General features: G+C 66.6%; 18 protein-coding genes. 5 read left to right on the plus strand and 13 right to left on the minus strand.

What is annotated here, in order from left to right; genetic code table 11:
* The first annotated feature begins 36 nt into the window (after positions 1-36).
* Positions 37-1,542: a class I adenylate-forming enzyme family protein gene (locus BLR75_RS19245; protein ID WP_084312255.1), complete on the plus strand. Its 1,506-nt coding sequence runs from the start codon at positions 37-39 to the stop codon at positions 1,540-1,542.
* Between the two features lie 120 nt (positions 1,543-1,662).
* On the opposite strand, the gene BLR75_RS19250 is transcribed toward BLR75_RS19245, so the two are convergent.
* On the minus strand, positions 1,663-2,700 hold the full coding sequence (locus BLR75_RS19250) for an ABC transporter substrate-binding protein (RefSeq protein WP_084312257.1): 1,038 nt from the start codon (positions 2,698-2,700) through the stop codon (positions 1,663-1,665).
* A gap of 238 nt (positions 2,701-2,938) precedes the next feature.
* Between BLR75_RS19250 and BLR75_RS19255 the strand changes: the two genes are divergently transcribed.
* Positions 2,939-4,429 carry a PucR family transcriptional regulator gene (locus BLR75_RS19255; RefSeq protein WP_084312259.1) on the plus strand — a complete coding sequence of 497 codons (1,491 nt, stop codon included), beginning with the start codon at positions 2,939-2,941 and terminating at the stop codon, positions 4,427-4,429.
* Here the strand turns inward: BLR75_RS19255 and BLR75_RS19260 are convergent.
* The gene (locus BLR75_RS19260; protein WP_084312261.1) at positions 4,419-4,763 is read right to left on the minus strand and encodes a cupin domain-containing protein; all 345 of its coding nucleotides are present in this window, start codon (positions 4,761-4,763) and stop codon (positions 4,419-4,421) included. The two genes, BLR75_RS19255 and BLR75_RS19260, sit on opposite strands and share 11 nt — an antisense overlap.
* A 15-nt stretch (positions 4,764-4,778) precedes the next feature.
* Positions 4,779-6,164: an NAD(P)/FAD-dependent oxidoreductase gene (locus tag BLR75_RS19265; protein ID WP_084312263.1), complete on the minus strand. Its 1,386-nt coding sequence runs from the start codon at positions 6,162-6,164 to the stop codon at positions 4,779-4,781.
* Positions 6,165-6,389: 225 nt separating this feature from the next.
* On the opposite strand from BLR75_RS19265, the gene BLR75_RS19270 reads away from it, so the two are divergent.
* Positions 6,390-7,106, plus strand: a complete 717-nt coding sequence (locus tag BLR75_RS19270) for a phosphatase PAP2 family protein (protein ID WP_084312265.1) — start codon at positions 6,390-6,392, stop codon at positions 7,104-7,106.
* On the opposite strand, the gene BLR75_RS19275 is transcribed toward BLR75_RS19270, so the two are convergent.
* The 4 genes from BLR75_RS19275 to BLR75_RS19290 all read right to left on the minus strand — a co-directional run bounded on the left by BLR75_RS19275 (position 7,055) and on the right by BLR75_RS19290 (position 12,930).
* Entirely contained in the window at positions 7,055-8,722 is a 1,668-nt protein-coding gene (locus BLR75_RS19275) for a phosphoethanolamine transferase (protein ID WP_084312267.1), read from the minus strand. The genes BLR75_RS19270 and BLR75_RS19275 overlap by 52 nt on opposite strands.
* Positions 8,723-8,864: 142 nt before the next feature.
* The gene (locus BLR75_RS19280) at positions 8,865-9,962 is read right to left on the minus strand and encodes a DUF1615 domain-containing protein (protein ID WP_084312269.1); all 1,098 of its coding nucleotides are present in this window, start codon (positions 9,960-9,962) and stop codon (positions 8,865-8,867) included.
* Between the two features lie 107 nt (positions 9,963-10,069).
* Positions 10,070-11,461: a nucleotide 5'-monophosphate nucleosidase PpnN gene (ppnN, locus tag BLR75_RS19285; protein WP_084312271.1), complete on the minus strand. Its 1,392-nt coding sequence runs from the start codon at positions 11,459-11,461 to the stop codon at positions 10,070-10,072.
* Between the two features lie 260 nt (positions 11,462-11,721).
* Complete coding sequence (locus BLR75_RS19290) at positions 11,722-12,930, minus strand: NAD(P)/FAD-dependent oxidoreductase (protein WP_084312273.1); 1,209 nt, start codon at positions 12,928-12,930, stop codon at positions 11,722-11,724.
* 254 nt (positions 12,931-13,184) lie between these two features.
* Between BLR75_RS19290 and BLR75_RS19295 the strand changes: the two genes are divergently transcribed.
* Entirely contained in the window at positions 13,185-14,087 is a 903-nt protein-coding gene (locus BLR75_RS19295) for a LysR family transcriptional regulator (protein ID WP_084312275.1), read from the plus strand.
* On the opposite strand, the gene BLR75_RS19300 is transcribed toward BLR75_RS19295, so the two are convergent.
* The gene (locus BLR75_RS19300) at positions 14,084-14,632 is read right to left on the minus strand and encodes a DinB family protein (RefSeq protein WP_245726173.1); all 549 of its coding nucleotides are present in this window, start codon (positions 14,630-14,632) and stop codon (positions 14,084-14,086) included. The two genes, BLR75_RS19295 and BLR75_RS19300, sit on opposite strands and share 4 nt — an antisense overlap.
* Positions 14,633-14,821: 189 nt before the next feature.
* Here BLR75_RS19300 and BLR75_RS19305 point away from each other — a divergent pair, with 189 nt between their 5' ends.
* The gene (locus tag BLR75_RS19305; protein ID WP_084312279.1) at positions 14,822-15,679 is read left to right on the plus strand and encodes an SDR family oxidoreductase; all 858 of its coding nucleotides are present in this window, start codon (positions 14,822-14,824) and stop codon (positions 15,677-15,679) included.
* A 473-nt stretch (positions 15,680-16,152) separates the two neighbouring features.
* Here the strand turns inward: BLR75_RS19305 and BLR75_RS19310 are convergent, their stop codons facing one another.
* The 5 genes from BLR75_RS19310 to pchA form a co-directional block, all read right to left on the minus strand.
* Complete coding sequence (locus BLR75_RS19310) at positions 16,153-16,437, minus strand: hypothetical protein (RefSeq protein WP_139207046.1); 285 nt, start codon at positions 16,435-16,437, stop codon at positions 16,153-16,155.
* Between the two features lie 298 nt (positions 16,438-16,735).
* Entirely contained in the window at positions 16,736-18,304 is a 1,569-nt protein-coding gene (locus BLR75_RS19315; RefSeq protein ID WP_084312282.1) for an FAD-binding oxidoreductase, read from the minus strand.
* A gap of 13 nt (positions 18,305-18,317) precedes the next feature.
* Positions 18,318-19,007 carry a hypothetical protein gene (locus BLR75_RS19320; protein ID WP_084312283.1) on the minus strand — a complete coding sequence of 230 codons (690 nt, stop codon included), beginning with the start codon at positions 19,005-19,007 and terminating at the stop codon, positions 18,318-18,320.
* Between the two features lie 10 nt (positions 19,008-19,017).
* Positions 19,018-19,353: a c-type cytochrome gene (locus tag BLR75_RS19325; RefSeq protein WP_084312285.1), complete on the minus strand. Its 336-nt coding sequence runs from the start codon at positions 19,351-19,353 to the stop codon at positions 19,018-19,020.
* A 55-nt stretch (positions 19,354-19,408) separates the two neighbouring features.
* Positions 19,409-20,884 (minus strand): 4-hydroxybenzaldehyde dehydrogenase, encoded by a 1,476-nt coding sequence (gene pchA / locus BLR75_RS19330; RefSeq protein WP_084312287.1) that lies wholly within the window; start codon positions 20,882-20,884, stop codon positions 19,409-19,411.
* Positions 20,885-21,176 lie beyond the last annotated feature (292 nt).

Here is a 21,176-nt window from a genome sequence, read left to right on the forward strand (position 1 = left end):
AACCGGGCCTGAAGCAGTGCCAACAAGGAGAACAATATGAGCGTGCATCTGGGTCAGCTGCTTTCCCAGCGAGCTGTACTGAGCCCTTCGCGAGAGGCCCTCGTCACGCCAGCCGGGCGATGGACATTCAGGCAATTCGATCAGCGGGTCGGCAGACTTGCGAGCTACCTGGCTGCCCAGGGGGTAAACGCGGGCGAGCGCATCGCAGTGCTCGCCAGGAACGGCGAGATTCTGAGCAGCGCTCTTTTTGCTGCCGGGCGCCTGGGAGCCACCCTGGTTGTCCTGAACTGGCGCCTCAAGGCCGAGGAGCTGGAGTACATCCTGTCCGACAGCACCCCGACGGCCCTGATCTACGAGGAAGAGTTCGGCCAGACCGTCGGGCGACTGCTGGCTGCGCGGCCCCGGCTCCTGCTGATCGGTTCGGAGCCGGACGGCCCGGGTGCGCACCATGAAAGCATCGTCGGCGCCGCTCACGGCTACCCGCCGGTCATTGGCAACCCTGCGTTCGAGCACCCGGCGGTGATCATGTACACGTCGGGCACCACCGGACATCCGAAGGGCGCCATGATCTCGCACAAGGCGATGATCGCGGGCTCGCAGGCCAACAGCTGTACCCTGGACTGGAGGCGGGATCACCGCTTCCTGCTGATCGCGCCGATGTTCCATATCGGAGGCCTGTCGCCCCTGGTGACCAATGTGCTCAAGGGTTGCACGACGATCCTGCTGCCTGACTTCGACCCCCTCCAGGCGTGGAAGACGATTGCCCAGGAGCGCGTCACCAGCCTGATGACCGTGCCGGTCATGCTTGAGGCTCTCCTCACGGCGGCCCGCAAGACACAGGTGGACAGCAGCACCCTGCAATGGGTGACCTGTGGCGCGTCTGCCGTACCGGCGCCGCTGATCGAGGCCGGCATGGCCGCCGGCATCAAGGTGCAGCAGGTCTATGGCGCCACCGAGTTCGGTGGCGCCATCAGTTTCTGGACAGCGGAGATGGGGCTGGACAAGGCAGGCTCCCAGGGCAAGGCCCTGCTTGGCGGAGAGGTGAAGGTCGTCGATATCGAAACCCACGGCAGTCTGGCACCCGGCCAGAAAGGCGAAATCTGGTGCCGTGGCCCGATGATGTTCGATGGCTACTGGCGGAATCCCGGAGCGACCAATAGCGCATTGATCGATGGCTGGTATCGAACAGGCGACGTTGGCTACCTGGACGAGGACGGGTTCATTTACGTGGTGGATCGCTGCAAGGACATGATCATCAGTGGCGGGGAGAACGTTTATCCCGCTGAGCTGGAAGCCGTAATCCAGGCCTTGCCCGGAATCGCGGAAGTCGCAGTGGTGGGGCGGCCGGACGAGCGCTGGGGCGAGGTTCCAATCGCTTTCGTCGTCGTCGAGGCAGGCGCCGAAATCACCGCCGATGCGGTGATGCAGATCTGCCGCGAGAAGCTGGCCGGCTTCAAGTGCGTGAAAGACGTTCGCTTCATCCAGGCGCTGCCACGCAGCGCAGTGGGCAAGGTGCTCAAGCGGGCGCTGCTGCAGCAGTAGTCTTCCCGGCTGGGCCGGACACACGCCAGATCGTAAAAAAACCGCCCGAAGGGGCGGTTGGAAAGGGCAGGGCCGGGAGGCCCCGCACTGTGGGTCACTGCATGTTCCGGCGCACCGCTATCACCTCGCCGCCCAGGCGTTGAAGCGCTGTTCCAGCTGCTCGCCGTGGTCCGCCCAGAAGCTGGCGTTCATCGCCACCTGATGCTGCAGGTTGGCGGTATCCGTCGGCATGTGCTTGCGGCGTTCCGCATCGACCAGGCCGACTGCCTCGGTGTTGACCGGGCCGTAGGCGATCTGCTGGGCGTAGGCCTTCTGCTGTTCGGTCTGCAGCACGAAGGAGATGAACTTCAGCCCTTCCTCCGGGTTCTTCGCGCCCTTCGGGATGGCGAAGGCGTCCATGTCGTAGATGCCGCCGTTCCAGACGATCTGCAGGTTGCTTTCGTCCTGCACCGCGGCGATGCGGCCGTTGTACACCGAGCTCATCACCACGTCGCCCGAGGCCAGGTACTGGGGCGGCTGGGCGCCGGCTTCCCACCACTGGATGCTCGGCTTGATCTGGTCGAGTTTGCGGAAGGCGCGGTCCTGGCCCTCGGCGGTCGCGAGCACTTCGTAGACATCCTTGGGATCGACGCCGTCGGCCATCAGGGCGAATTCCAGGGTGTACATGGCGCCCTTGCGCAGGCCGCGCTTGCCGGGGAATTTCTCCAGGTCCCAGAAGTCCGCCCAGCCGGTGGGCGCGACCTTCAGCTTGTCGGCGTTGTAGGCGAGCACGGTGGACCAGACGAAGAAGCCGACGCCGCAGGGCTGCACCGCTCCCTCCATCACGCTGGAAGCGGCCGCGGCGATGGCCGGGGCGTCGGTGAATTCTTCCAGCATGCCTTCGTCGCAGGCGCGCGCCAGTTCGGGCATCTCCATCTCGACCACGTCCCAGGACACGCTGTTGGTGTCCACCATCACCTTGACCTTGGCCATTTCGCCGTTGAATTCGCTGGCGACGATGCGGGTGCCGGTCTGCTGGCTGTAGGGCTCGTAGAACGCCTTGATCTGCGCGGCCTTGTTGGCGCCGCCGTGGGAAACCACGGTGAGATCGGCCAGGGCCTGGTTGGCGAGGCAGCAGCCCAGTGCGAGGGCCACGGACATACTCAGGGACTTGTACATTGTTGTTTTCTCCATCGAGCGGCGGGAGGCAGGTTTCGACGCGCCGGCTGCGATGGCACCCGGGCGGCGATCTGGCATCAGTCTCGGCGGCGCGATGCGGGCCGGACAATCAGACGGAACCAAGAATCGCGGCGGGGCGCTCATACTCGCGTACTAACGCCTGTGTTCCCGCACGACAGGGCGGGGCGTTCGGTGTCATCCTTGTCCGCAGAACCCGTTCAGCCCGCCGGACCCGACCATGCCCCTCAGCATCCACGACATCATCGAAAGTGCCCCCCTGCGTACCCGCCTGCTCGGCGGCTCCGCGGGCCTGTCGCAACGCCTGCGCTGGGCCCACGTGTGCGAACTGGCCGATCCCTCCGAGTGGCTGGGCGAGGGCGACCTGCTGATGACCACGGGCATCGGCATTCCGCCCGAAGCCGATGCGCAGCGCCTGTACGTGGAGCGCCTGGCCCAGGCCAAGGTGGCCGGCCTGATGATCGGCGAGAACATGCAGGCGCCGGCGGACATCGAGGCATTGCGCGAGGCCGCCGAGCGACTGGGCTTCCCGCTGCTGCTGACGCACTACTCGGTGCCGTTCTCGGCGGTGACGCGGGCCATCCTGGATGCCGGCCGGCAGGAGGAATTCGACCGTCGCAACGCCATCGCCCATGTCTACGAAAGCGCGCGGATGGGGCTGCGGGGGATTGGCGTCGGCGCCTTGCTGGAACGCCTGCACAAGGACGTGCAGGCCAGCCTGTACCTGTTCGACGCGCGCAGCCTGGGACCCTGGCTGCAGGGCCTGGAGCCGTTGCCGGAGGAATGGCGCCAGGCGCTGCTGGCGCGGCGTCTGGAACTGCGTGGGGCGGCTCCGGCGGTGCTGCGCTGCACTCGCGCTGATTCCGCCGACGAGGCGCTGGTGATGGCGCTGCCGACCCAACCGGCCTGCGAGATTCTCGCCAGCGGCGGCGAACTGCTCGACTACGGCCTGCTGCATCACGTGGTCGCGGTGCTGGGCATCGAGCTGGAACGCCTGCAGGTGGAGCAGGAACGCCAACTGCGGCTGGGCTCGGAACTGCTCGACGATCTGCTGCAGCAGCGCCTCGCCGAGCGCGCGGCGCGGGAGCGCCTGGAGCAGCTGCAATGTCCGGCGGAGCAGGCGGTGATGGCGCTGGCCCGTCCGGGCGAACTGGCCGGTGACTGGCAGCAGCAACTGCGCCGCCAGGGCCTGGAATTCCTGGTGCGCAGCCAGGGTCAGGAACTGATGGTGCTGCTCGCCGATCCCGACTCGGCAGCGCGCCTGCAGGCGGCGCTGGGCTGCCCGCTGGGCCTGGGCAATCCCCTCGGCCATCCGGCCCGCGCCCTGGAGGCGCTGCGCGAGGCGCGCCTGGCGCTGGCCCATGCCTCGACACAGCGGCCGCTGGTGGCCTACGCCAGCGCGCAGGCCGAACAGCCGTGGCTGCCCGGCAGCCTGGACGAGGCGGCGCGGGTCCATCGCAGCGTGCTCGGTCAACTAGTGGACTACGACCAGCAGCAGGGCACGCAACTGCACCAGACCCTGCGCGTCTTCCTCGAACAGAACCGCTCCTGGCAGAAGGCCGCGCAGCACCTCAACGTGCACAAGCAGACGCTGGTCTACCGGGTCCACCGCATCGAGGAAATCACCGGCCGCTCGCTGGACAGCACCGAGGACGTGGCCGTGCTCTGGATCGCGCTGCGCGCCGGCGATATCGCCGGCTTCAGGGAATGATCACGAAGCTCTTGCGCACGCTTTCGCGGATATCCCAGATGCCCTGGCAGTTCGCCGGGAACAGCACGGCATCGCCGGCGCGCAGCTCGATGGGGTCGCCGTCGTCCGGGATGAAGAAGCAGTGCCCGGCGATGAAATGGCTGAATTCGCGTTCCATCACCTGGCGCCGCCAGCGGCCGGGCGAGCATTCCCAGACGCCGGTGAGCAGGCCGTCGGCGCTTTCCTCGGCGTGGATGGCGGTGGCGGAAACCGGCGTGCCGATGGGTTCCTTCACCGGGCTTGGGGCGGAAAGCGGCAGGTCGGTCGTGGCGGCCAGCAGTACGGGTTGCGGCATGGGGTTCTCCTGGGCTCAGAGGCTCTTGTCTTCGAGGCCGGCGGGGGCGAAGCCGCTGAGGGCCTTGTCCAGCATGCCGGGGCGTTCATTTCGGGATTCGGCGCACTCCTTGCGCTGCACCGCCCCGCGCACCATCAGGCCGCCGAAATAGCGCAGCGGCTCCGGCGGGAAGCGCTTCGGCTTGCGCCCCACCAGCCCGCAGCGGCTCCACTCGTCGTCGCGGCCGAGCGCCAGGCTGGCGAGGATGCGTCCGCCGATCCGGCTCGGGCCGACGCCGTTGCCGCTCCAGCCGACGCCATAGAAGATGTGCGGCGCGTCATCCAGGTGGCCGAACACCGGCAGGCTGTCGTAGGTGCGGTCGATGGGGCCGCTCCAGGTGCAGTCGATGGGCACGTCGGCGAGCTGCGGATAGCTGCGGCGGAAGTCCTCCTCGGTATCGCGGCTCAGCTGCGGGTTGTCGTCGAAACGCTCGTCGACCCTGCTGGCGAAGCTGATCATGCCGGTGCCCTTGCCGAAGGCGATGCGGCCGTCGGCGGTGGTGCGGTAGTAGTCCACCATCAGCTGCGAATCGGTGATCGCTTCGCCACCGGTCCAGCCGATGCGCTCCAGGCGCTCGGGAATCGGCGGCGTGGCGACTATGGTGCTGGTGACCGGCAGGATGGTGCGGCGCAGCTCGGGGATTTCCGCCGCCCAGGCGTTGTGCGCCAGCACCACGCGGCGGGCGCTGACCTTGCCTTGCGGCGTATGCAGGACCGCGGGCTGGCCGCGCTCGAAGTTCAGCACCGGCGTCTTCTCGTAGATTTCCACGCCCTGTTCCCGCGCGACCCGGTACAGCCCGCGAACCAGCCGGGCCGGCTGCACCGTGGCGTTGCTGGCTTCGATCACGCCTTCCAGATGCTGCGGCGAGCCGGCACGGCGGGCGACTTCGCTGGCCGGCAGGGACTGGAAGACGTCCTCGCCCAGTCGCGCGCAGGTGGCCTGCACGTCGACCCAGGCGCCGCGCTGGGCTTCGCTGGTGGCGGTCCAGAGCCAGCCGTTGCGGCGGAAGTGCGCGTCGATGCCGTGGGCGATGCAGAACTCCTCGATCTCGCCGATCGCCGCCGCCGAGGCCCGCGCCAGGCGCAGCGCCTCGTCCCTGCCGCACTGGGCGGCGAGGGAACTGATCTTCGGCCACCAGGACATCACGAAGCCGCCGTTGCGCCCGGAAGCGCCACCGCCGCAGATGTCCCGTTCGAGGATCACCACCCGGCACGCCGGGTCCAGCTCCTTCAGCCGCAGCGCGGTCCAGAGCCCGACGAAGCCGCCGCCGACGATCGCCACGTCGGCTTCCCGGGAACCCGAGAGCGCGGGCGCCGGGGTCAGTTCGGCGGCGATTTCCTGGAGCCAGAGTGAGCGTTTCATCGTCGTGATCCGTGCAGGTTGTCGATGCCTCACTGTCGCCGCCGAACCAGCGCCGGACAATTGTCCGTTGCATGCAATCGGAGCGGGGGCCTTATACGAAGGTATGAACACTGGAGCCGGAGTATGGAGCGATCCCGCGTGATGCTTTTTTCACAACGGTTTTATCGAGACCTCACGGAGCGAACGCCAGACTGCCTGGCTCCCCATTTGCGCCAGGAATCGAAAATGCCTCATTCGCATCCCTTCAACTTTCTGCTCTGGAGCGGTCTTCCGCTGGCGGCGATGATCGTCCTGCTGGTGTTCGATACGCCCCGGCTCGACTTCGCCCTGGCGCATCTGTTCTTCGATCCGCAACGCGGTTTCATCGGGCACGACAGCGCCTTCCTCGAGGATGTGCTGCACGACCGCGCCAAGCAGGCGGTGATCCTGCTCGGCATGCTCGCCCTCGGCGGGTTCGTCGCCAGCCTGCTGTCCGCTCGCCTGCGTCGCTGGCGCCGGCCGCTTGGCTATGTGGTGCTGAGCCTGGGGCTGTCCACCGCGATCGTCACGCCGCTCAAGGCGGTGACCGCCGTGCAGTGCCCGTGGAGCCTCGCCGAGTTCGGCGGCGTCGAGCCCTATTCGCCGCTGCTCGGTCCTCATGTCTACGCGGAAAAGCCGGGACGCTGCTGGCCGGGCGGCCACGCCTCGGCGGGGTTCTGCCTGCTGGCGCTGTTCTTCGCCCTGCGCGACGGCAATCCGCGAATGGCCCGCGTGGCGCTGGTGGGCGCCCTGGTCCTCGGCAGCGTCTTCTCCCTCGGGCGGATGATGCAGGGCGCGCATTTCCTCTCGCACAACGTCTGGACCCTGCTGTTCGACTGGATGATCAGCCTGGCCTGCTACCGCCTGGTCCTCTATCGCCCGGCAGCGCTATCCGCGCTGACGTATCCGGCGGAAGGCAGGTGACCGCGGCAGGCGGCGAACATGTCCAGGTCGCCGTGGTATTCCCCGGTCTGCACCTGCAGCAGCCCCAGCACCGAGTGGAAGAAGTTGTCGTGGCTGAGCGGCCTGTCGCGTTCCCGCTCCAGGCAATCGGTATCCAGGGTGAAGTCCTCCTTGTAGCTGTCGGAGAACCAGGCGAGCAGGGGCACGTGCTTCTGCTGGTCCGGGGCCAGCACGTAGGGGGTGCCGTGGAGGAACAGGTTGTATTCGCCGAGGGATTCGCCGTGGTCGGCGATGTAGAGCATGGCGGTGTCTACCCTGTCCTGGTTCCTGCGCAGCAGGTCTACCAGGCTGGACAGCACATGGTCGGTGTAGACCAGGGTGTTGTCGTAGGCGTTGACGATGCTTTCCTGGCTGCAGGCGTTCAGCGCATTGCTGTCGCACACCGGGCTGAACTTCTCGAAACGCCGCGGATAGCGCTTGCGATACTCCGGGCCGTGGCTGCCCATCTGGTGCAGGACCAGCACGGAATCGCCCTGCAGCCGGTCGATGTAGGCCTGCAGGTCGTCCAGCAAGATCTCGTCGTGGCATTCGCCGTCGCCGCAGAACGCCGGATCGCTCCGGCGGCTGAGATTTTCCTGGGCGACCCGGTCGCAGGTGCCCTTGCAGCCGGACTGGTTGTCCCGCCAGGTCACGTCGAAACCGGCATGCCTGAGCACGTCCAGCAGGCCTTCCTGGTTGCGCGCGCGGGCGGCGTCGTAGTCGCCGCGTCCCATGTCGGAAAACATGCAGGGCACGGATACGGCGGTTTCGGTGCCGCAGGAATGCACATTGGCGAAGGGAATGATGCCCTGCTCGCGATCGAGCAGCGGAGTGGTGTCGCGCGCGTAGCCGAGGATGCCGAAGTGATCCGCCCGCGCGCTTTCGCCTATCACCAGCACGGTCAGCGACTTGCGCCGGTGAGCCTGCCAGGCCGGCGCCCTGCGGGCGTCGGTGCCGATCTGGCGCAGCGGTTCATGGGCCGCCACCAGTCGCTCGCGCAGATAGCCGTAGGAGGCGTTCAGGTAGTTGCTGGGCACCACCAGCAGGCGCAGTTCGTGGTGGTTGCGCAGCAGGGAGGCCATGCCCTGGTAGTTGACCAGCGCCACGGTGCCGAGCACGGCAAGGGAACCGACGGCCAGGGCCAGCTTGCCCGGCAGTTCCCGGCGCAGCGGCCGATGGCGGACCGGCAGCTTCCACAGCAGCCAGCTCGGCAGCACGCCGAGAACGAGGATGAACGCCAGCAGCCTGAAGGAGAGCAGGCCGCGCACTTCGCCGACATCGGTTTCCGCGAGGTTGCGCAACATGTTCGCGTCGATGAGCACCCCGTACTGGCTCATGAAATAGGCGACGCCGGAACTGGCGAGGAAGAGAAATATCAGCACGGGTTTCAGCACCCGGCGGAAGGAGAGCAGGACCAGCACGCAGTTGAAGATGGCCAGCACCATCACGGCGAAGGCGGCGCCCATGGCCAGGCCGCCGGCGCTCGCCGGAACGATGGAGAACACGTGGTTCCACAGCGGGAAGTTGTAGAGCAGGAGCAGCAGGAGGCTGGCCAGGAAGGTCAGGGTTTCCGGGCGGACTGAGAGGTTCTTGAACATGGCTCGCGCTCGACGGGTCGGTTGGGCGCGGAGCTTAGGAATGGCGGTATCAAGCCCTCGTGAAAAAAGCCTCGATAATTCGTTGAGGAGCGCAGGCCGGCGATTGCGCGACGCTGGAGACGATCAATTGCTCCGGCGTCGATCAGGTCCCTGCGGCGCGCTTCATGCAGTTCCGGTAGCGCCCGTCGACCCGCCTGGCGAACCATTCGGTCGTCAGCTTGCGGGTGATCTTCGGACTCTTCAGGTCGATGCCGGGCATCGTTTCGCGGGGCAGCTTGCGCCGCTCGATCTTCTCGGCCAGGGCGAAGACCCGCTCGTACAGATCGGTTTCCTCGAATTCCAGGCTGTCGCCCTTGAGCAGCGCCCGGCGGATGGCGGACTCGCCGAGGCCGAGTTGCTTCTGCAGGGCGCGTACCGCCAGTTCGGTGGCACCGGCCTTGCTGGAGCCATGGATGACCAGGTCCCCGTCCAGTGCCAGGGGAATTCCCGAGGCGAGGCTCACGGCCCGCTGGAACGCGGCGTTGCGGCTGGCGTACCAGCCGGCGTTGAAGTCGGCGAAGCGGTACAACTGCTGCGGGTAGTGGGCCGGGTATCCGAGCAGGTGGGCGATGCCGAAGTACATGCCGCCGCGCCGGGTGAAGACTTCCTCGCGAATGGAACCGTCGACCGGATAGGGGTAACGCTGCGCATTGGCTTCGGCGAAGGCGATGCTGACCTGCATCGGGCCGCCGGTGTGCACCGGGTTCAGGCTGCCGAACAGTTCCTGGCCGAGGGGCACCATGCCGATGAAGTCGTTGAAGATGGCGCTCAGCTCCTTCTCGGTGCGCACCCTGGACAGGCGCTGTTCGTAGGTCTTGCCGGTGGGCGAGTCGATCTTCAGGGCGGCGCTCACCAGCAGTGCCGGAATGTGCAGGCGACTGGCGCGCCGCTGGATTTCCTGCCGGGCGATCTTCGGCAGCCCCGGCACGGGCGGGTCCGCCTGGTAGGTGGACTCCTGCTCGGTGACCGCCAGCACCGCGCAGAGATTGCTGTCGCTGGGCGCGATGCCCTGTGCGGCGAAGGCGGCCTGGATGTCCGTGGCCCAGCCCTGGCGGTCGGGTACCCTGGCCGGCATCAGCCTGACCACCTTGGCACGTACTTCGGCCGGCCGCAGCACCGGCTCCTGCGGTTTCTGCGTGCCGCACGCGGCCAGGGCAAGCAGCGTGGCGAGCATGACGGGACGTGTGACGAGGTCGCTCATGGAATGTCTGTCCTCTCCCGGGACAATGGAGCGGGACCGCGGAAGGCGGCAGCCGGCCCGGGGCTGCCGGAGCAGAACGCGCCTGTCCGCCGTTCCCGCCCGCCGGTTCAGTTGGCGCCGACTACCCGGTAGCAGGGTTTGTAGGCCGCGCCGCCGGGAAGTTTCATGCGGTGCTGCTTGACGAAGGCCTGCAGCAGGCGATCGAGCGGCTTCATCACCTGGGCGTCGCCGTGGATTTCGTAGGGGCCGTGCTCCTCGATCAGGCGCACGCCTTTTTCCTTGACGTTGCCGGCCACTATGCCGGAGAACGCCCGGCGCAGGTTCGCCGCCAGCTCGTGGGGCGGAAGCGCGCTGCTGAGCTGCAGGGCGGCCATGTTCTCGTGGGTCGGGTCGAACGGGCGCTGGAAGTGCTCGTCGATGTTCAGCAGCCAGTTGAAGTGGAAGGCGTCGTTGCGTTCCCGGCGGAACTGCTTGACCTCCTTCAGGCCCTGGGCCATCTGCCGCGCCACTTCGGCAGGGTCGTCGATGATGATCCTGTAGCGCTGCTGCGTGACCTCGCCCAGGGCCGCACCGACGAACTCGTGCAGTTGCCGCAGGTAGGGCTCGGCGCTTCGGGGACCGGTGAGCACCAGCGGGAAGGGCAGGTCGCTGTTGGCCGGGTGCATGAGAATGCCCAGCAGGTAGAGGAACTCCTCCGCGGTGCCGACCCCGCCGGGGAAGATGACGATGCCATGGCCGACGCGAACGAAGGCCTCCAGGCGCTTTTCGATGTCCGGCAGTATCACCAGTTCGTTGACGATGGGGTTGGGCGCCTCCGCGGCGATGATCCCCGGCTCGGTCAACCCGAGGTAGCGGCCGCCATGGTGGCGCTGCTTCGCATGGCCGATGGTGGCGCCCTTCATCGGCCCCTTCATCACGCCCGGACCGCAGCCGGTGCAGACGTCCAGGTTGCGCAGGCCGAGCTCGTGGCCGACCTTCTTGGAATAGATGTATTCCTCGCTGCTGATCGAATGCCCGCCCCAGCACACGACGATCTTCGGGTCCACGCCCGGGCGCATGGTGCGGGCATTGCGCAGCAGGTGGAAGACGTAATCGGTGATGCCCTGCGAACTGTTCAGGTCGACGCGCTGGTTCTCCAGCTCGCTGGCGGTGTAGACGATATCGCGCAATGCGCTGAAGAGCATTTCGCGGGTGCCGGCGATCATCTCGCCGTCGACGAACGCATCGGCCGGTGCGTTGAGCAGTTCGAGGCGCACGCCGCGATCCTGCTGGTGAATGCGGACCTCGAAGTCGCGGTAGGCGTCGAGGATCGTTCTGGCGTCATCGATACGCGCGCCGGTATTGAGAATGGCCAGTGCGCACTGGCGGAAGAGGCCGTAGATGCTCCCCGTGCCCGCTTCACTGAGCTGTTGCACTTCGCGCTGGGAGAGGGTTTCGAGGGTGCCCTTGGGGCTTACGGCGGCGTTGACGGTGAATCTGGAGGACTTTACTGCTTCCATGTATGCGATTCCGACTTCAGGCATCTGGATCATCGACCGCGTGTCCGCGGTGTCCTGCCCCGGGTGGCCGCAAGGGCGACCTGAAAGGATGGGGCATGTTCGGATAGTAGTTCGACTTGCGACTATCCGAGTCAATGGACGAGTGGGATGACGATCATAGCGCGGCGCCGGTCGCCGGTCGCCGGTCTGCCTGCGCAGCAGGAAGGCTGGCCGGGATGGCCCCCGGCCAGCGCAAGCGCTGCGTTCCCGATGCGGAGGGATCAGGCCACCGGAATCATCGGATCGGCCGCCGCCAGGGCGGTGCTGCGGTCGGCGGCCGGCGGGTAGATCCACTGGGTGTTGATCTGGGTCTTGAGGGTCTTGGCTTCCTGGCCGATCAGCTTGAGCTCGCGCTCCCAGCCTTCGGTGAAGGCCGCGCCCCAGCCGCCCAGGTCAAGGCAGGTCACGTACTTGGGCTGGCGATACGGGATCGGCGCGATGTCCAGCAGGTCGGCGGCGGCATTGTTGCCGGCGTGGCGGCCGAGGGAGATCGCGTGCTGGCAGGACATCACGGCGAAGTTGCCGAGGTCGTCGGTGGCCGCATAGGCCACGTCGCCGGCGGCGAACACGCTGTCCTGGCCGGCCACCTTGAGGGTCTCGTCCACGTGCAGCCGCCCCTGGGCGTCGCGGGCGCCGGTGATCTGCTCGGTCAGCGGGCTGGCGCGGAAGCCGACGGTCCAGATCACCGTCTCCGCCTCGATCCGACGGCCGTCGGCGAGGGTCACGCCATCCGCATCCACGGCCGCTACCGTTGCGCCCAGCACCCACTCGATGCCCAGCTGCGCGGAGGCCTCGGTGATCGGCCCGCGGATTTCGTCGCCCATGGCGGCGGCGATGCGCGGGCCGCGGTCGATGACGATCACGCGGATATCGCAGTCCTCGCCGAGCGCGGCTCGCAGGCGTGCCGGCATCTCGGTGGCCGTCTCGATGCCGGTGAAGCCGCCGCCGGCGACGACCACGGTATTGCGCGCGATGCTGTGCGGCTGGTGCCGGAGCGACCTGATGTGGTCCTCCAGGCGGGTGGCGGCCTCGATCTGGTCCACGTCGAAGGCATGGCGGGCCACGCCGGGCACGGGCGGGCGCACGAGCTGGCTGCCGCTGGCGAGGATCAGCCGGTCATACGCCAGCCGGGCAGGGTGGCCGCCGCCGTCGCGGTAGTCGACGATCCGCGCCTGTTCGTCGATGCGCTCGGCCGTGCCCCTGACGAAGCGGATGCCGACCACGTCGAGCAGGGCGTCCAGCGGCGCGTACATGTTGTGCACCTCGGGCTCGTAGAAGCGCGGGCGGATGCGCAGTTCCGCCTGCGGGGCCAGCAGGGTGATGTCGATGTCCCGGCGGTTGTGCTGCTCCAGCAGGCGGGCGGCGCTCAGGGCGCTCCACAGGCCACCGAATCCCGCGCCGATGATGAGGATGTGCTGTTTGCTGTTCATGGCGATTCTCCCGAAACGAGGCGGAACACCCGGACGAAGACGAATCATGGGGCTGTCCCGTACTGTTGTTGGTTTTGCGGGTAGGCCTGGCCAGGTCATGGGGCGATTGTCGGTTCGGCCGGCCGGCGGGAACACTCGATTCGGCTGATAGTCGGTCTTCGGCGAAATGATGGCTGGGCAGGGGATTGCCGCGCGACGCGCGAGCCGGCGCTGGCTGCTTAACTTTCTTCGGGCTGGAGCAAGAGAGAAACGGGATGAATCGCAACGACCTGCGCCGCGTCGACATGAACCTGCTGGTGATCTTCGAAACCCTGATGTTCGAAAGGAACCTGACCCGTGCAGCGGAAAAGCTGTTCCTCGGCCAGCCGGCGGTCAGCGCCGCGCTGGCGCGCCTGCGCGAGCTGTTCGGCGATCCGCTGCTGGTGCGCAACGGCCGCACCTTCGAGCCGACCCAGCGCGCCCTGGAGATACTCCGGGAACTGCAGCCGGCGATGGACATCATTTCCTGCGCGGTCAGCCGGGCCCGTGAATTCGACCCCGCGACCGACCGCAACACCTTCCGCATCGGCCTCTCCGACGACGCCGAGTTCGGCCTGTTCCCGGCCCTGCTCAGGCGGATCCGCGAGGAAGCGCCGGAGGTGGTGGTCGTGGTGCGGCGGGTCAACTTCCTGCTGATCACCTCGATGCTTCACTCGGGCGAGATTTCCGTCGGCGTCAGCTACACCACCGACCTCCCGGCCAACGCCAGGCGCCGCAAACTGCGCGACATGCGGGTCAAGGTGCTGCGCGGCGACGATCGCCCCGGCCCGCTGACGCTGGAGGAATACTGCGCGCGCCCGCACGCCCTGGTGTCGTTCTCCGGCGACCTGAGCGGCAACATCGACAGCGACCTGGCGCGGGTCGGCCGGTCGCGCCGGGTGGTGCTGGCGGTGCCGCAGTTCAGCGGGTTGCGATCGATACTCGCCGGCACCGAGCTGCTCGCCTCGGTGCCCGACTACGCGGCCGCCGCGCTGATCGAGGGGACGAACCTGCGCGCCGACGATCCGCCATTCCCCATCGTCACCTCCGACCTGTCCATGGTCTGGGGCGAGGGGACGGACAACGATCCCGCCGAGCGCTGGCTGCGCAACAGGATCATCGAGCACATGGGCCACTAGCAGCGGTCGGCCGGCTCCATGGGCGTGTCGGTGAGGTACACCGAGAGATCGGTCATGGGCGGCATGGCGGGAATCTGGAAGTACATCTGCACCAGCCAGCCCCGGTGGTAGCTCATGTGGTTGACCACGTGCAGCAGCATGGCGCCCGCGCTCATGACGCCGGGGTTGCCCGACACGTAGCTGAACTCGATGGGCTCGGCGAGCGACTGCTCCGTCTGTCCGGCGCTCCAGGAGACGAACCAGTCGTCGATCTCCTCCTGGGCCTGGCGCAGTCCGGCGAGCGCCGGCCAGGGCATCTCCTGGCGCGACCTGAAGCCATGGTCGCGCCGCTGCAGATGTGCCTGCCAGATGCGATCCACCACGTACATGTGGTTGAGGACGGCGATCATGCTTCCGATCGGTCCGGCCCGCGGCCTGTCGAGTTCTTCCGCAGGCAGCGTGGCGAGGCCGTCGAAGAAGGTCCGGTCGGCCCACTGCTTGTAGCGGGCGAGCAGATTGGCCGTGGCGACGTTGAGCATCGGGTGTTCTCCAGCGGGCGAATGCATGCCTGTCCTTCCGTTTTCCCGGGCCGTTCCGTCGGCCGCCTACTGGATGGATATAGCAGCATCGCCGCCGGCGGGCTGAAAAACGGCCCGCCGGTAGCGCCGCAAAATCGCTCGAACCTAACAGGCCGCGGCGACCTCAGAATTCCAGGGGGCGTGATTGCCGGCCCCCGTCATTTTCCGGAGGTCAGCATGAACGACAAAGAAACCCTGCCGCCGCAACACCAGGACCGGCAGCCGGGGCTGGAGAGCGAGATGCACCCGCAGCCGGTCTTCCTTTCCGACGATTACCGCGCCGCCGGCAAGCTCGCCGGCAGGAGCGCCATCATCACCGGCGGCGACAGCGGCATCGGCCGCGCCATCGCCGTGCACTTCGCCATGGAAGGGGCTTCGGTGGCGATCGTCTACTTGGACGAGAACGAGGACGCGAAGAAGACCGTGGACGAAGTGGTGCGCAATGGCGGGCAGGCCATCGCCCTGGCCGGCGACGCCGCCGATGCCGGGTTCTGCCGCAGGGTGGTGGGCGAGGTCATGACCCGCTGGGGCCGCCTCGACATCCTGGTCAACAACGCCGCCGAGCAGCATCCGGAAAAGCAGCTGGAAGACCTGGAGGAGGAGCAGTGGGAGAAGACCTTCCGCACCAACATCTTCGCCATGTTCCAGCTCACCAAGGCGGCGCTGCCGCAGATGAAGGAAGGCGCTAGCATCATCAACACCACGTCGATCACCGCCTACAAGGGCAACCCTGTGCTGCTGGACTATTCCTCGACCAAGGGCGCGATCACTGCCTTCACCCGCTCGCTGGCGATGAACCTGGCGCCGAAGGGCATCCGGGTGAACGCCGTGGCGCCGGGGCCGATCTGGACGCCGCTGATTCCCTCGACCTTCCCGGAAGAGAAAGTCGCCCGGTTCGGTGCCGATACGCCCATGGGCCGCCCGGGCCAGCCGGCGGAAGTCGCTCCGGCGTTCGTCTATCTCGCCAGCAGCGATTCGTCCTATGTCAGTGGGCAGGTCATGCACGTCAACGGCGGCACCGTGGTGAACGGCTAGGCACCCGGAATTTCATGGTTCCCATGCTCCCGCGTGGGAACCATGGGACTCAGCGCATTTTGTTCGCAAGCAGGCTCGCTCCTACAGACAACGTGACCGTCGGTGTAGGAGCGGGCCATGCCCGCGACATCGCGGCCGGCCGTGGGCATGGCCCACTCCTACAAGAAGCACTATCCGGCCCCTGAAGGAAAACCGGTTCGCCAGCAAGAACTAGGCGTCCCCCTGGCTCCTGCAGGTCCGCTGTCAACCTGGCCATGTCTGCGAACGCAGGGAAAAACCTGTAGGAGCAACTGTCTCGCACCATGGCCAATCGCTGGTGTAGGGCGAATGAAGCGGAACGCTTCATCCGCCGTTGGGGCCGTGCCGATGTGGTGGCGGATAACGCTGGCGCGTTATGCGCCCTACCCGGACATGCCAGCGAAACGGTGTAAGCGGGCCATGCCCGCGAATCGCGCGCATGGCCCGCCATGGGTTCACTCCAGCTGTTCCAGGCGGCGTTCCACCAGTTCCAGGGCGACTCCCAGCCCTTCGTAGAAACGATCATGGCACTGCGTCGGCGGGTTCATCGCCCCGCACTGGCGCAGTTCCCGGGCCAGTGCGCGCAGTTCGTCCTCGCGTGTGCTGCCGAGGCAGCGGTCCGCCTCCACGATCATCACGTCGAGGATGCCGGGCAGGTCGCTCATGCAGCAGCCCGGCGTGGTCACCAGGTCGCGGGCCATTCTCAGTCCGGCCAGGTGCCGGCGGGTAGGCGTGTTCATGACGGTTCTCCGCTTGCAGGGCGTTCCTGTCGGTAGACCCGTGGCGGCGGCGGGCTGCTCAACCAATCTCGACGGCATCCGCCCGAGTTCTCCGCCTGCGCGCTTTCGCCGATCACCAGCACGGTCAGTGACTTGTGCCGCTGGGCCTGCCAGGCCGGCGCCTTGTGGGCGTCGGTGCCGATCTGGCGCAGCGGATCACCGTCCTGCCTGGCGCCGGCCGATCGCTGCGTGCCTCGCGGGCATGATATTGCACATGAAAAAGCCTCACCGGAGCACATCCGGTGAGGCTTTCGCTTCCTTAGAACTTGTTGGCGAGGTCGATGCCCGACTTGCCAGGAGCGAGGATGTTGTTCGGGTCCAGGGCGCGCTTGATGGCATGCTCGAGCTTGCGCTTGACGGGGCCGTAGCTCTGCGCCACGCGCTCCTGGAACGCCGTGTTGACGCGGTATACGGCATAGCCGTGGTTCTCGAACTCATCCAGCAGTTCGGCAAAGCAGGCATTCGCGCGCCTGGTTTCCTCCTGGCTGGTGCGGTCGTAGAGCACATCGATCACGTGGTGCATGTCACGCCAGCCGACGATGAACTCGCCAACGTAGTCGAGGCCATGCTTGTTGAGGATTCTCTTGGCCAGCGCCTGCTGCTTTTCGCACTCGCTGCCCCGCGCCTGGCTCACCGGCGCGAACCACATCGAGCCGCCGCCGCCGCGCCAGTTGTACAGGCCGAATTCCTGCAGGTTGGGTACGCCGGACATCAGCTGGGCGCGGTACTTGAACGGTTGGGTCTCGCCGGCTTCTTCCTGCGTGACGATCCTGCCCTTGCCCAGTTGCTTCAGGGCGCCGGTGACGATGTTCCAGTTCACCTCGACCTGTTCCTGGGTGCCGTACAGCGCGGCGTAGACGTTCCAGGCCCCGAGGTTCTTGTCCTTCTGGATCTGCTTGAGGATGGCGTCGGGGGTCGCCCCGGGCTCGGTGGTGTACTCGGAACGACGGGTGTCGCAGGTCGAGGCTTCCCAGAGTACGCCGGCGATCACCACGGAGTTCGGGATGACCTGGGCGATACGCAGGGGACGGATGAATTCGACGATCTCGGCGATGTCGGACTCGTCCTCGAACTTGATCTCGAACGGCTTGAACACCGGCGGCTTGGGCATCAGCCAGAAGCCCATCTTGGTGCAGATGCCGTAGTTGGCCTGGGTGAACATGCCGTCCAGGGTCGGGCCGTAGCCCCACTTGAATACCTGCCAGGCGTTGTCGCCTTTCACGCCGCCCATGCCGGTCCGGTAGACGTCACCGTTGGCCAGCACCACTTCCATGCCGCATTGCATCAGGAAGTGTTCGCCATAAGGGGTGTAGCCGACGCCACGGTCCATGGTGTTGCCCAGCGGACCGGCGATGGCCGAAGGGGCGGAGAACGACAGCATCAGCGGAATGTTGTTTTCCTGCAGGTAGTCGTACAGCTGCTGGTAGGTCACACCCGGTTCGACCAGCGCAGTGCACAGGTCCGGGTCGACGTGGAGGATCTTGTTCATTTTCTTCAGGTCGAGAATCACCTGGCCGCGCTGGCCCGGTGCCGCGGTGCCGTAACCGAAGTTCCGCCCGGTGGAGATGGTCCAGATCGGAATCCTGTGTTCGTTGCAGATCTTCACCACGCCCTGCACCTGCTCGACCGTGGTGGCGGTAACGGCAGCGGACGGCGCATGTTCGGCGTTGTCCACCGCCATCATGATCTTCGAGTAGGGGATCAGTTGCTCGTCCTTGACCAGGACATTCTCCTCGCCCAGCAACGTACGGAACTTGCCGATCGCCTGCTGGAAATTGGAGGCATCCACTCCGCGCGGGAGCAGGGGATTCTTGTTTGGCTCGGTCATTTGATTAGCTCCTTCAAGCCTCGATCGAGAACGAAACGAAAGTGCCGGTCAGCGGTGACTGACGGCTGGCAACCAGCGGTGCCTGTCCTGTGTGAGCGGTGCCCAGCATGGCCAGCGTGTATCCCAGGGCAGCGGCCCACTGCTCGGCGCCGGCCTTGCTGCGGGTGGCCGCGGATAGCTGGAGGGGAGGCTGGTGACCATGCGGGCGCTGCTCGATGAGTTCGAAGCCGGTGCCGCAGGTGTTCAGCTGGATGCCCAGTTGCAAGGCGCAACCATGGGCCGCGTCCGCGCTCAGCAGGTGGTGATGGGATGCGCCGGCATTGGCGCTGTGCTGGCCCAGCCACTGGATGCGGGCGCCACTGCTGCGGGCCAGGTCGACGATCAGGGCGGCGCTGGCGTCATCCACCAGGCCGATGATGCGTTGCGCCTGGCCGTTGCGCAGACGCTTCTGCACTCCCTGGAGGAAGTCCAGGCTGAGGTCGGCGGTCTGCACTTCGACCTGCCTGGCGGCCGGGCTGGCGCCGATGCCCTGGAGGAAGGGCGATCCGGCCACTGCCGCGTTGACCAGGACAAGGGTCGGGGCGATCCGCGGCTGCCCACCCACGATGGCATTGGCCAGGCTCAGGCTGGAGCTGCCCATGGCCACCCCGGCCAGGCTGCCCAGGGCCATGCCCTTGAGCAGGGAACGACGTTCGACGTTCATGGCGGGCTCCTCAGGGTTTGGCCGCGGGGGCGGGGGCTTTCGAGATGTATTCGGCGACCTGCTGCAGGGCCTTGTCATCGATGAAGGACGCCGGGAAGGCCGGCATGGCACGAAATCCATTGCGGACCACGGCGCTGATGTACGGCGCCGGCAGCTGACGGCCCTTGATCACTGGGCCCACGGTGCTTTCGTGGCAATGGCCGCAGACCTTTGCATAGACGTTCTCGCCGTTTTTCCAGACGCCGTCGCCATCTGCAGCGGCGTGGTTGGCAAGCAGGACGAGTGGCAGGGCAAGGCCGGCCAGCAGGGGCCGTTTCACAGCTGGGCTGTTGAGGAGTGAGGACATTTCGTACTCCGTTTTTTATTTATGGGGTGCAGGTTGATCGGAAGCCGCTGTCGAATCAGAACGGATACCGCCGCGGGGCGTGCTGCAGGGTGATCCAGTGGTCCGTGGTGAATTCCTCGATCGCCCAGTCGCCGTTGAAGCGGCCGAGGCCCGAGTTCTTCTCGCCGCCGAACGGCGCGTTGGGCTCGTCGTTGACCGGGATGTCGTTCACGTGGGTCATGCCGGCCCGGATGCGCTGGGCGAACTGCACGCCGCGTTCCAGGCTGGAGGTGAACACGGCGCTGGACAGCCCGTATTCGCTGCTGTTGGCCAGCTCCAGCGCATGTTCGGCGTCGCGGGCGCAGAGGATTCCCACCAGGGGGCCGAAGATTTCCTCGCGGGCAATGTCCATTTCCGCGGTTACATCGCCGAATACGTGGGGCGGCATCACGTTGCCCGCAGGCTCGCCGCCGACCAGCAGCCTGGCGCCTTCGGCCTTGGCGGTGGCGACCTTGTCCTGCAGGCCGGCCAGTTGCCTGGCGTTGATCACCGGGCCGATCACGGTTTCCGGCTTGCTGGGGTCGCCGCAGGGCAGCGCCTTCACGCGCTCGACGAACTGGCGGGTGAACGCCTCCAGCAGGGGTTGCTCGACGATGATGCGGTTGATCGCCATGCAGATCTGTCCCTGATGCAGGAACTTGCCGACCACGGCCGCGTTCACCGCCTGCTCGACATCGGCATCGGCCAGGACCACGAACGGGCTGTTGCCGCCCAGCTCCAGGGCCACGTGCTTGAGATGTTCACCGCCGCTGGCGATGCGACCGATGTTGCGGCCGACCTGGGTCGAACCGGTGAAGGAAATGAAGGCTGGAACCGGGTGCTCGACGAAGGCATCGCCGATTTCCGCGCCGGTGCCGACCACGACGCTCAGCACGCCCGCCGGCAGCCCGGCTTCCTCGAAGATACGCGCCAGCAGCAGGCCGCCGCTGACCGGGGTGTCGCTGGCCGGCTTGACCACCACGGCGTTGCCCAGGGCCAGCGCCGGGGCCAGGGAGCGGGCAGTCAGGTGCAGGGGGAAGTTCCACGGGCTGATGACGCCGATCACGCCCAGCGGGGCGCGATACACACGGCTCTCCTTGCCCGGGATGTTCGAGGCGACGATACGGCCGTGCACGCGGCTTGGCAGGCTGGCCGCCTCCAGGGTGATGGCGCGCGCCGCACCCCATTCGATCTGTGCCTTGATTCGGGTGCTGCCCGACTCGCGGATGATCCAGTCGATGATCTCATCTCGGCGCTCATCGAAAATTTTCACCGCGTCGAGCATCACCTGGGCGCGTTCGGCGGGCGCCTTGGCCGCCCATTCCGGCTGGGTGTCACGCGCCTTGCGGTAACTGGCGTCGAGATCCTCGCGATTGGCCAGGGTGATTTTCAGCAGGCTCCGTTGGGTGAAGGGGTCGAACACTTCCAGCGGTCGACCGGCGGCGCCGATACGCCACTCTCCGACGAGCGGCTGCAACTCCAGGTTCTGGTAGGCAGGGCGAACAGTGCTCATGAGGTTCTCTCTTGTTTGATCGGAAGATTACGCGGCCGCAGTCGGGCTGCTGGCCAACGAACGTTTGACAGCGATCCGGGTATGCAGAGCCCGCGGCTCAGGCTTGATGCCGATGCATCCAACCCAGGCGATGAATTGCAGCAGCGGATATCGACAACGCTTCTGGTGTGGCTGGCATGCAGCCGCGAGGAATAGGCAGTCTTGCGGAGGACATGGGGAATTACCTGCTGTGTTGTTGTTGTCTGATGTGCACGCACAGGTGCCCTAAACAACTATCGTGCCATTTTCTTTT

Source organism: Pseudomonas jinjuensis (genome assembly GCF_900103845.1).
GTDB classification, from domain to species: domain Bacteria; phylum Pseudomonadota; class Gammaproteobacteria; order Pseudomonadales; family Pseudomonadaceae; genus Pseudomonas; species Pseudomonas jinjuensis.

Bases quoted from the DNA above. Each gene is read 5' to 3' on its own strand.
- BLR75_RS19255 (WP_084312259.1), top strand. From the start codon at position 2,939: ATGCCCCTCAGCATCCACGACATCATCGAAAGTGCCCCCCTGCGTACC.
- BLR75_RS19275 (WP_084312267.1), bottom strand. From the start codon at position 8,722: ATGTTCAAGAACCTCTCAGTCCGCCCGGAAACCCTGACCTTCCTGGCC.
- BLR75_RS19265 (WP_084312263.1), bottom strand. From the start codon at position 6,164: ATGAAACGCTCACTCTGGCTCCAGGAAATCGCCGCCGAACTGACCCCG.
- BLR75_RS19295 (WP_084312275.1), top strand. From the start codon at position 13,185: ATGAATCGCAACGACCTGCGCCGCGTCGACATGAACCTGCTGGTGATC.
- BLR75_RS19320 (WP_084312283.1), bottom strand. From the start codon at position 19,007: ATGAACGTCGAACGTCGTTCCCTGCTCAAGGGCATGGCCCTGGGCAGC.
- BLR75_RS19315 (WP_084312282.1), bottom strand. From the start codon at position 18,304: ATGACCGAGCCAAACAAGAATCCCCTGCTCCCGCGCGGAGTGGATGCC.
- ppnN (WP_084312271.1), bottom strand. From the start codon at position 11,461: ATGGAAGCAGTAAAGTCCTCCAGATTCACCGTCAACGCCGCCGTAAGC.
- BLR75_RS19280 (WP_084312269.1), bottom strand. From the start codon at position 9,962: ATGAGCGACCTCGTCACACGTCCCGTCATGCTCGCCACGCTGCTTGCC.
- BLR75_RS19245 (WP_084312255.1), top strand. From the start codon at position 37: ATGAGCGTGCATCTGGGTCAGCTGCTTTCCCAGCGAGCTGTACTGAGC.
- BLR75_RS19300 (WP_245726173.1), bottom strand. From the start codon at position 14,632: ATGCATTCGCCCGCTGGAGAACACCCGATGCTCAACGTCGCCACGGCC.
- BLR75_RS19305 (WP_084312279.1), top strand. From the start codon at position 14,822: ATGAACGACAAAGAAACCCTGCCGCCGCAACACCAGGACCGGCAGCCG.
- BLR75_RS19270 (WP_084312265.1), top strand. From the start codon at position 6,390: ATGCCTCATTCGCATCCCTTCAACTTTCTGCTCTGGAGCGGTCTTCCG.
- BLR75_RS19250 (WP_084312257.1), bottom strand. From the start codon at position 2,700: ATGTACAAGTCCCTGAGTATGTCCGTGGCCCTCGCACTGGGCTGCTGC.
- pchA (WP_084312287.1), bottom strand. From the start codon at position 20,884: ATGAGCACTGTTCGCCCTGCCTACCAGAACCTGGAGTTGCAGCCGCTC.
- BLR75_RS19310 (WP_139207046.1), bottom strand. From the start codon at position 16,437: ATGAACACGCCTACCCGCCGGCACCTGGCCGGACTGAGAATGGCCCGC.
- BLR75_RS19260 (WP_084312261.1), bottom strand. From the start codon at position 4,763: ATGCCGCAACCCGTACTGCTGGCCGCCACGACCGACCTGCCGCTTTCC.
- BLR75_RS19290 (WP_084312273.1), bottom strand. From the start codon at position 12,930: ATGAACAGCAAACAGCACATCCTCATCATCGGCGCGGGATTCGGTGGC.
- BLR75_RS19325 (WP_084312285.1), bottom strand. From the start codon at position 19,353: ATGTCCTCACTCCTCAACAGCCCAGCTGTGAAACGGCCCCTGCTGGCC.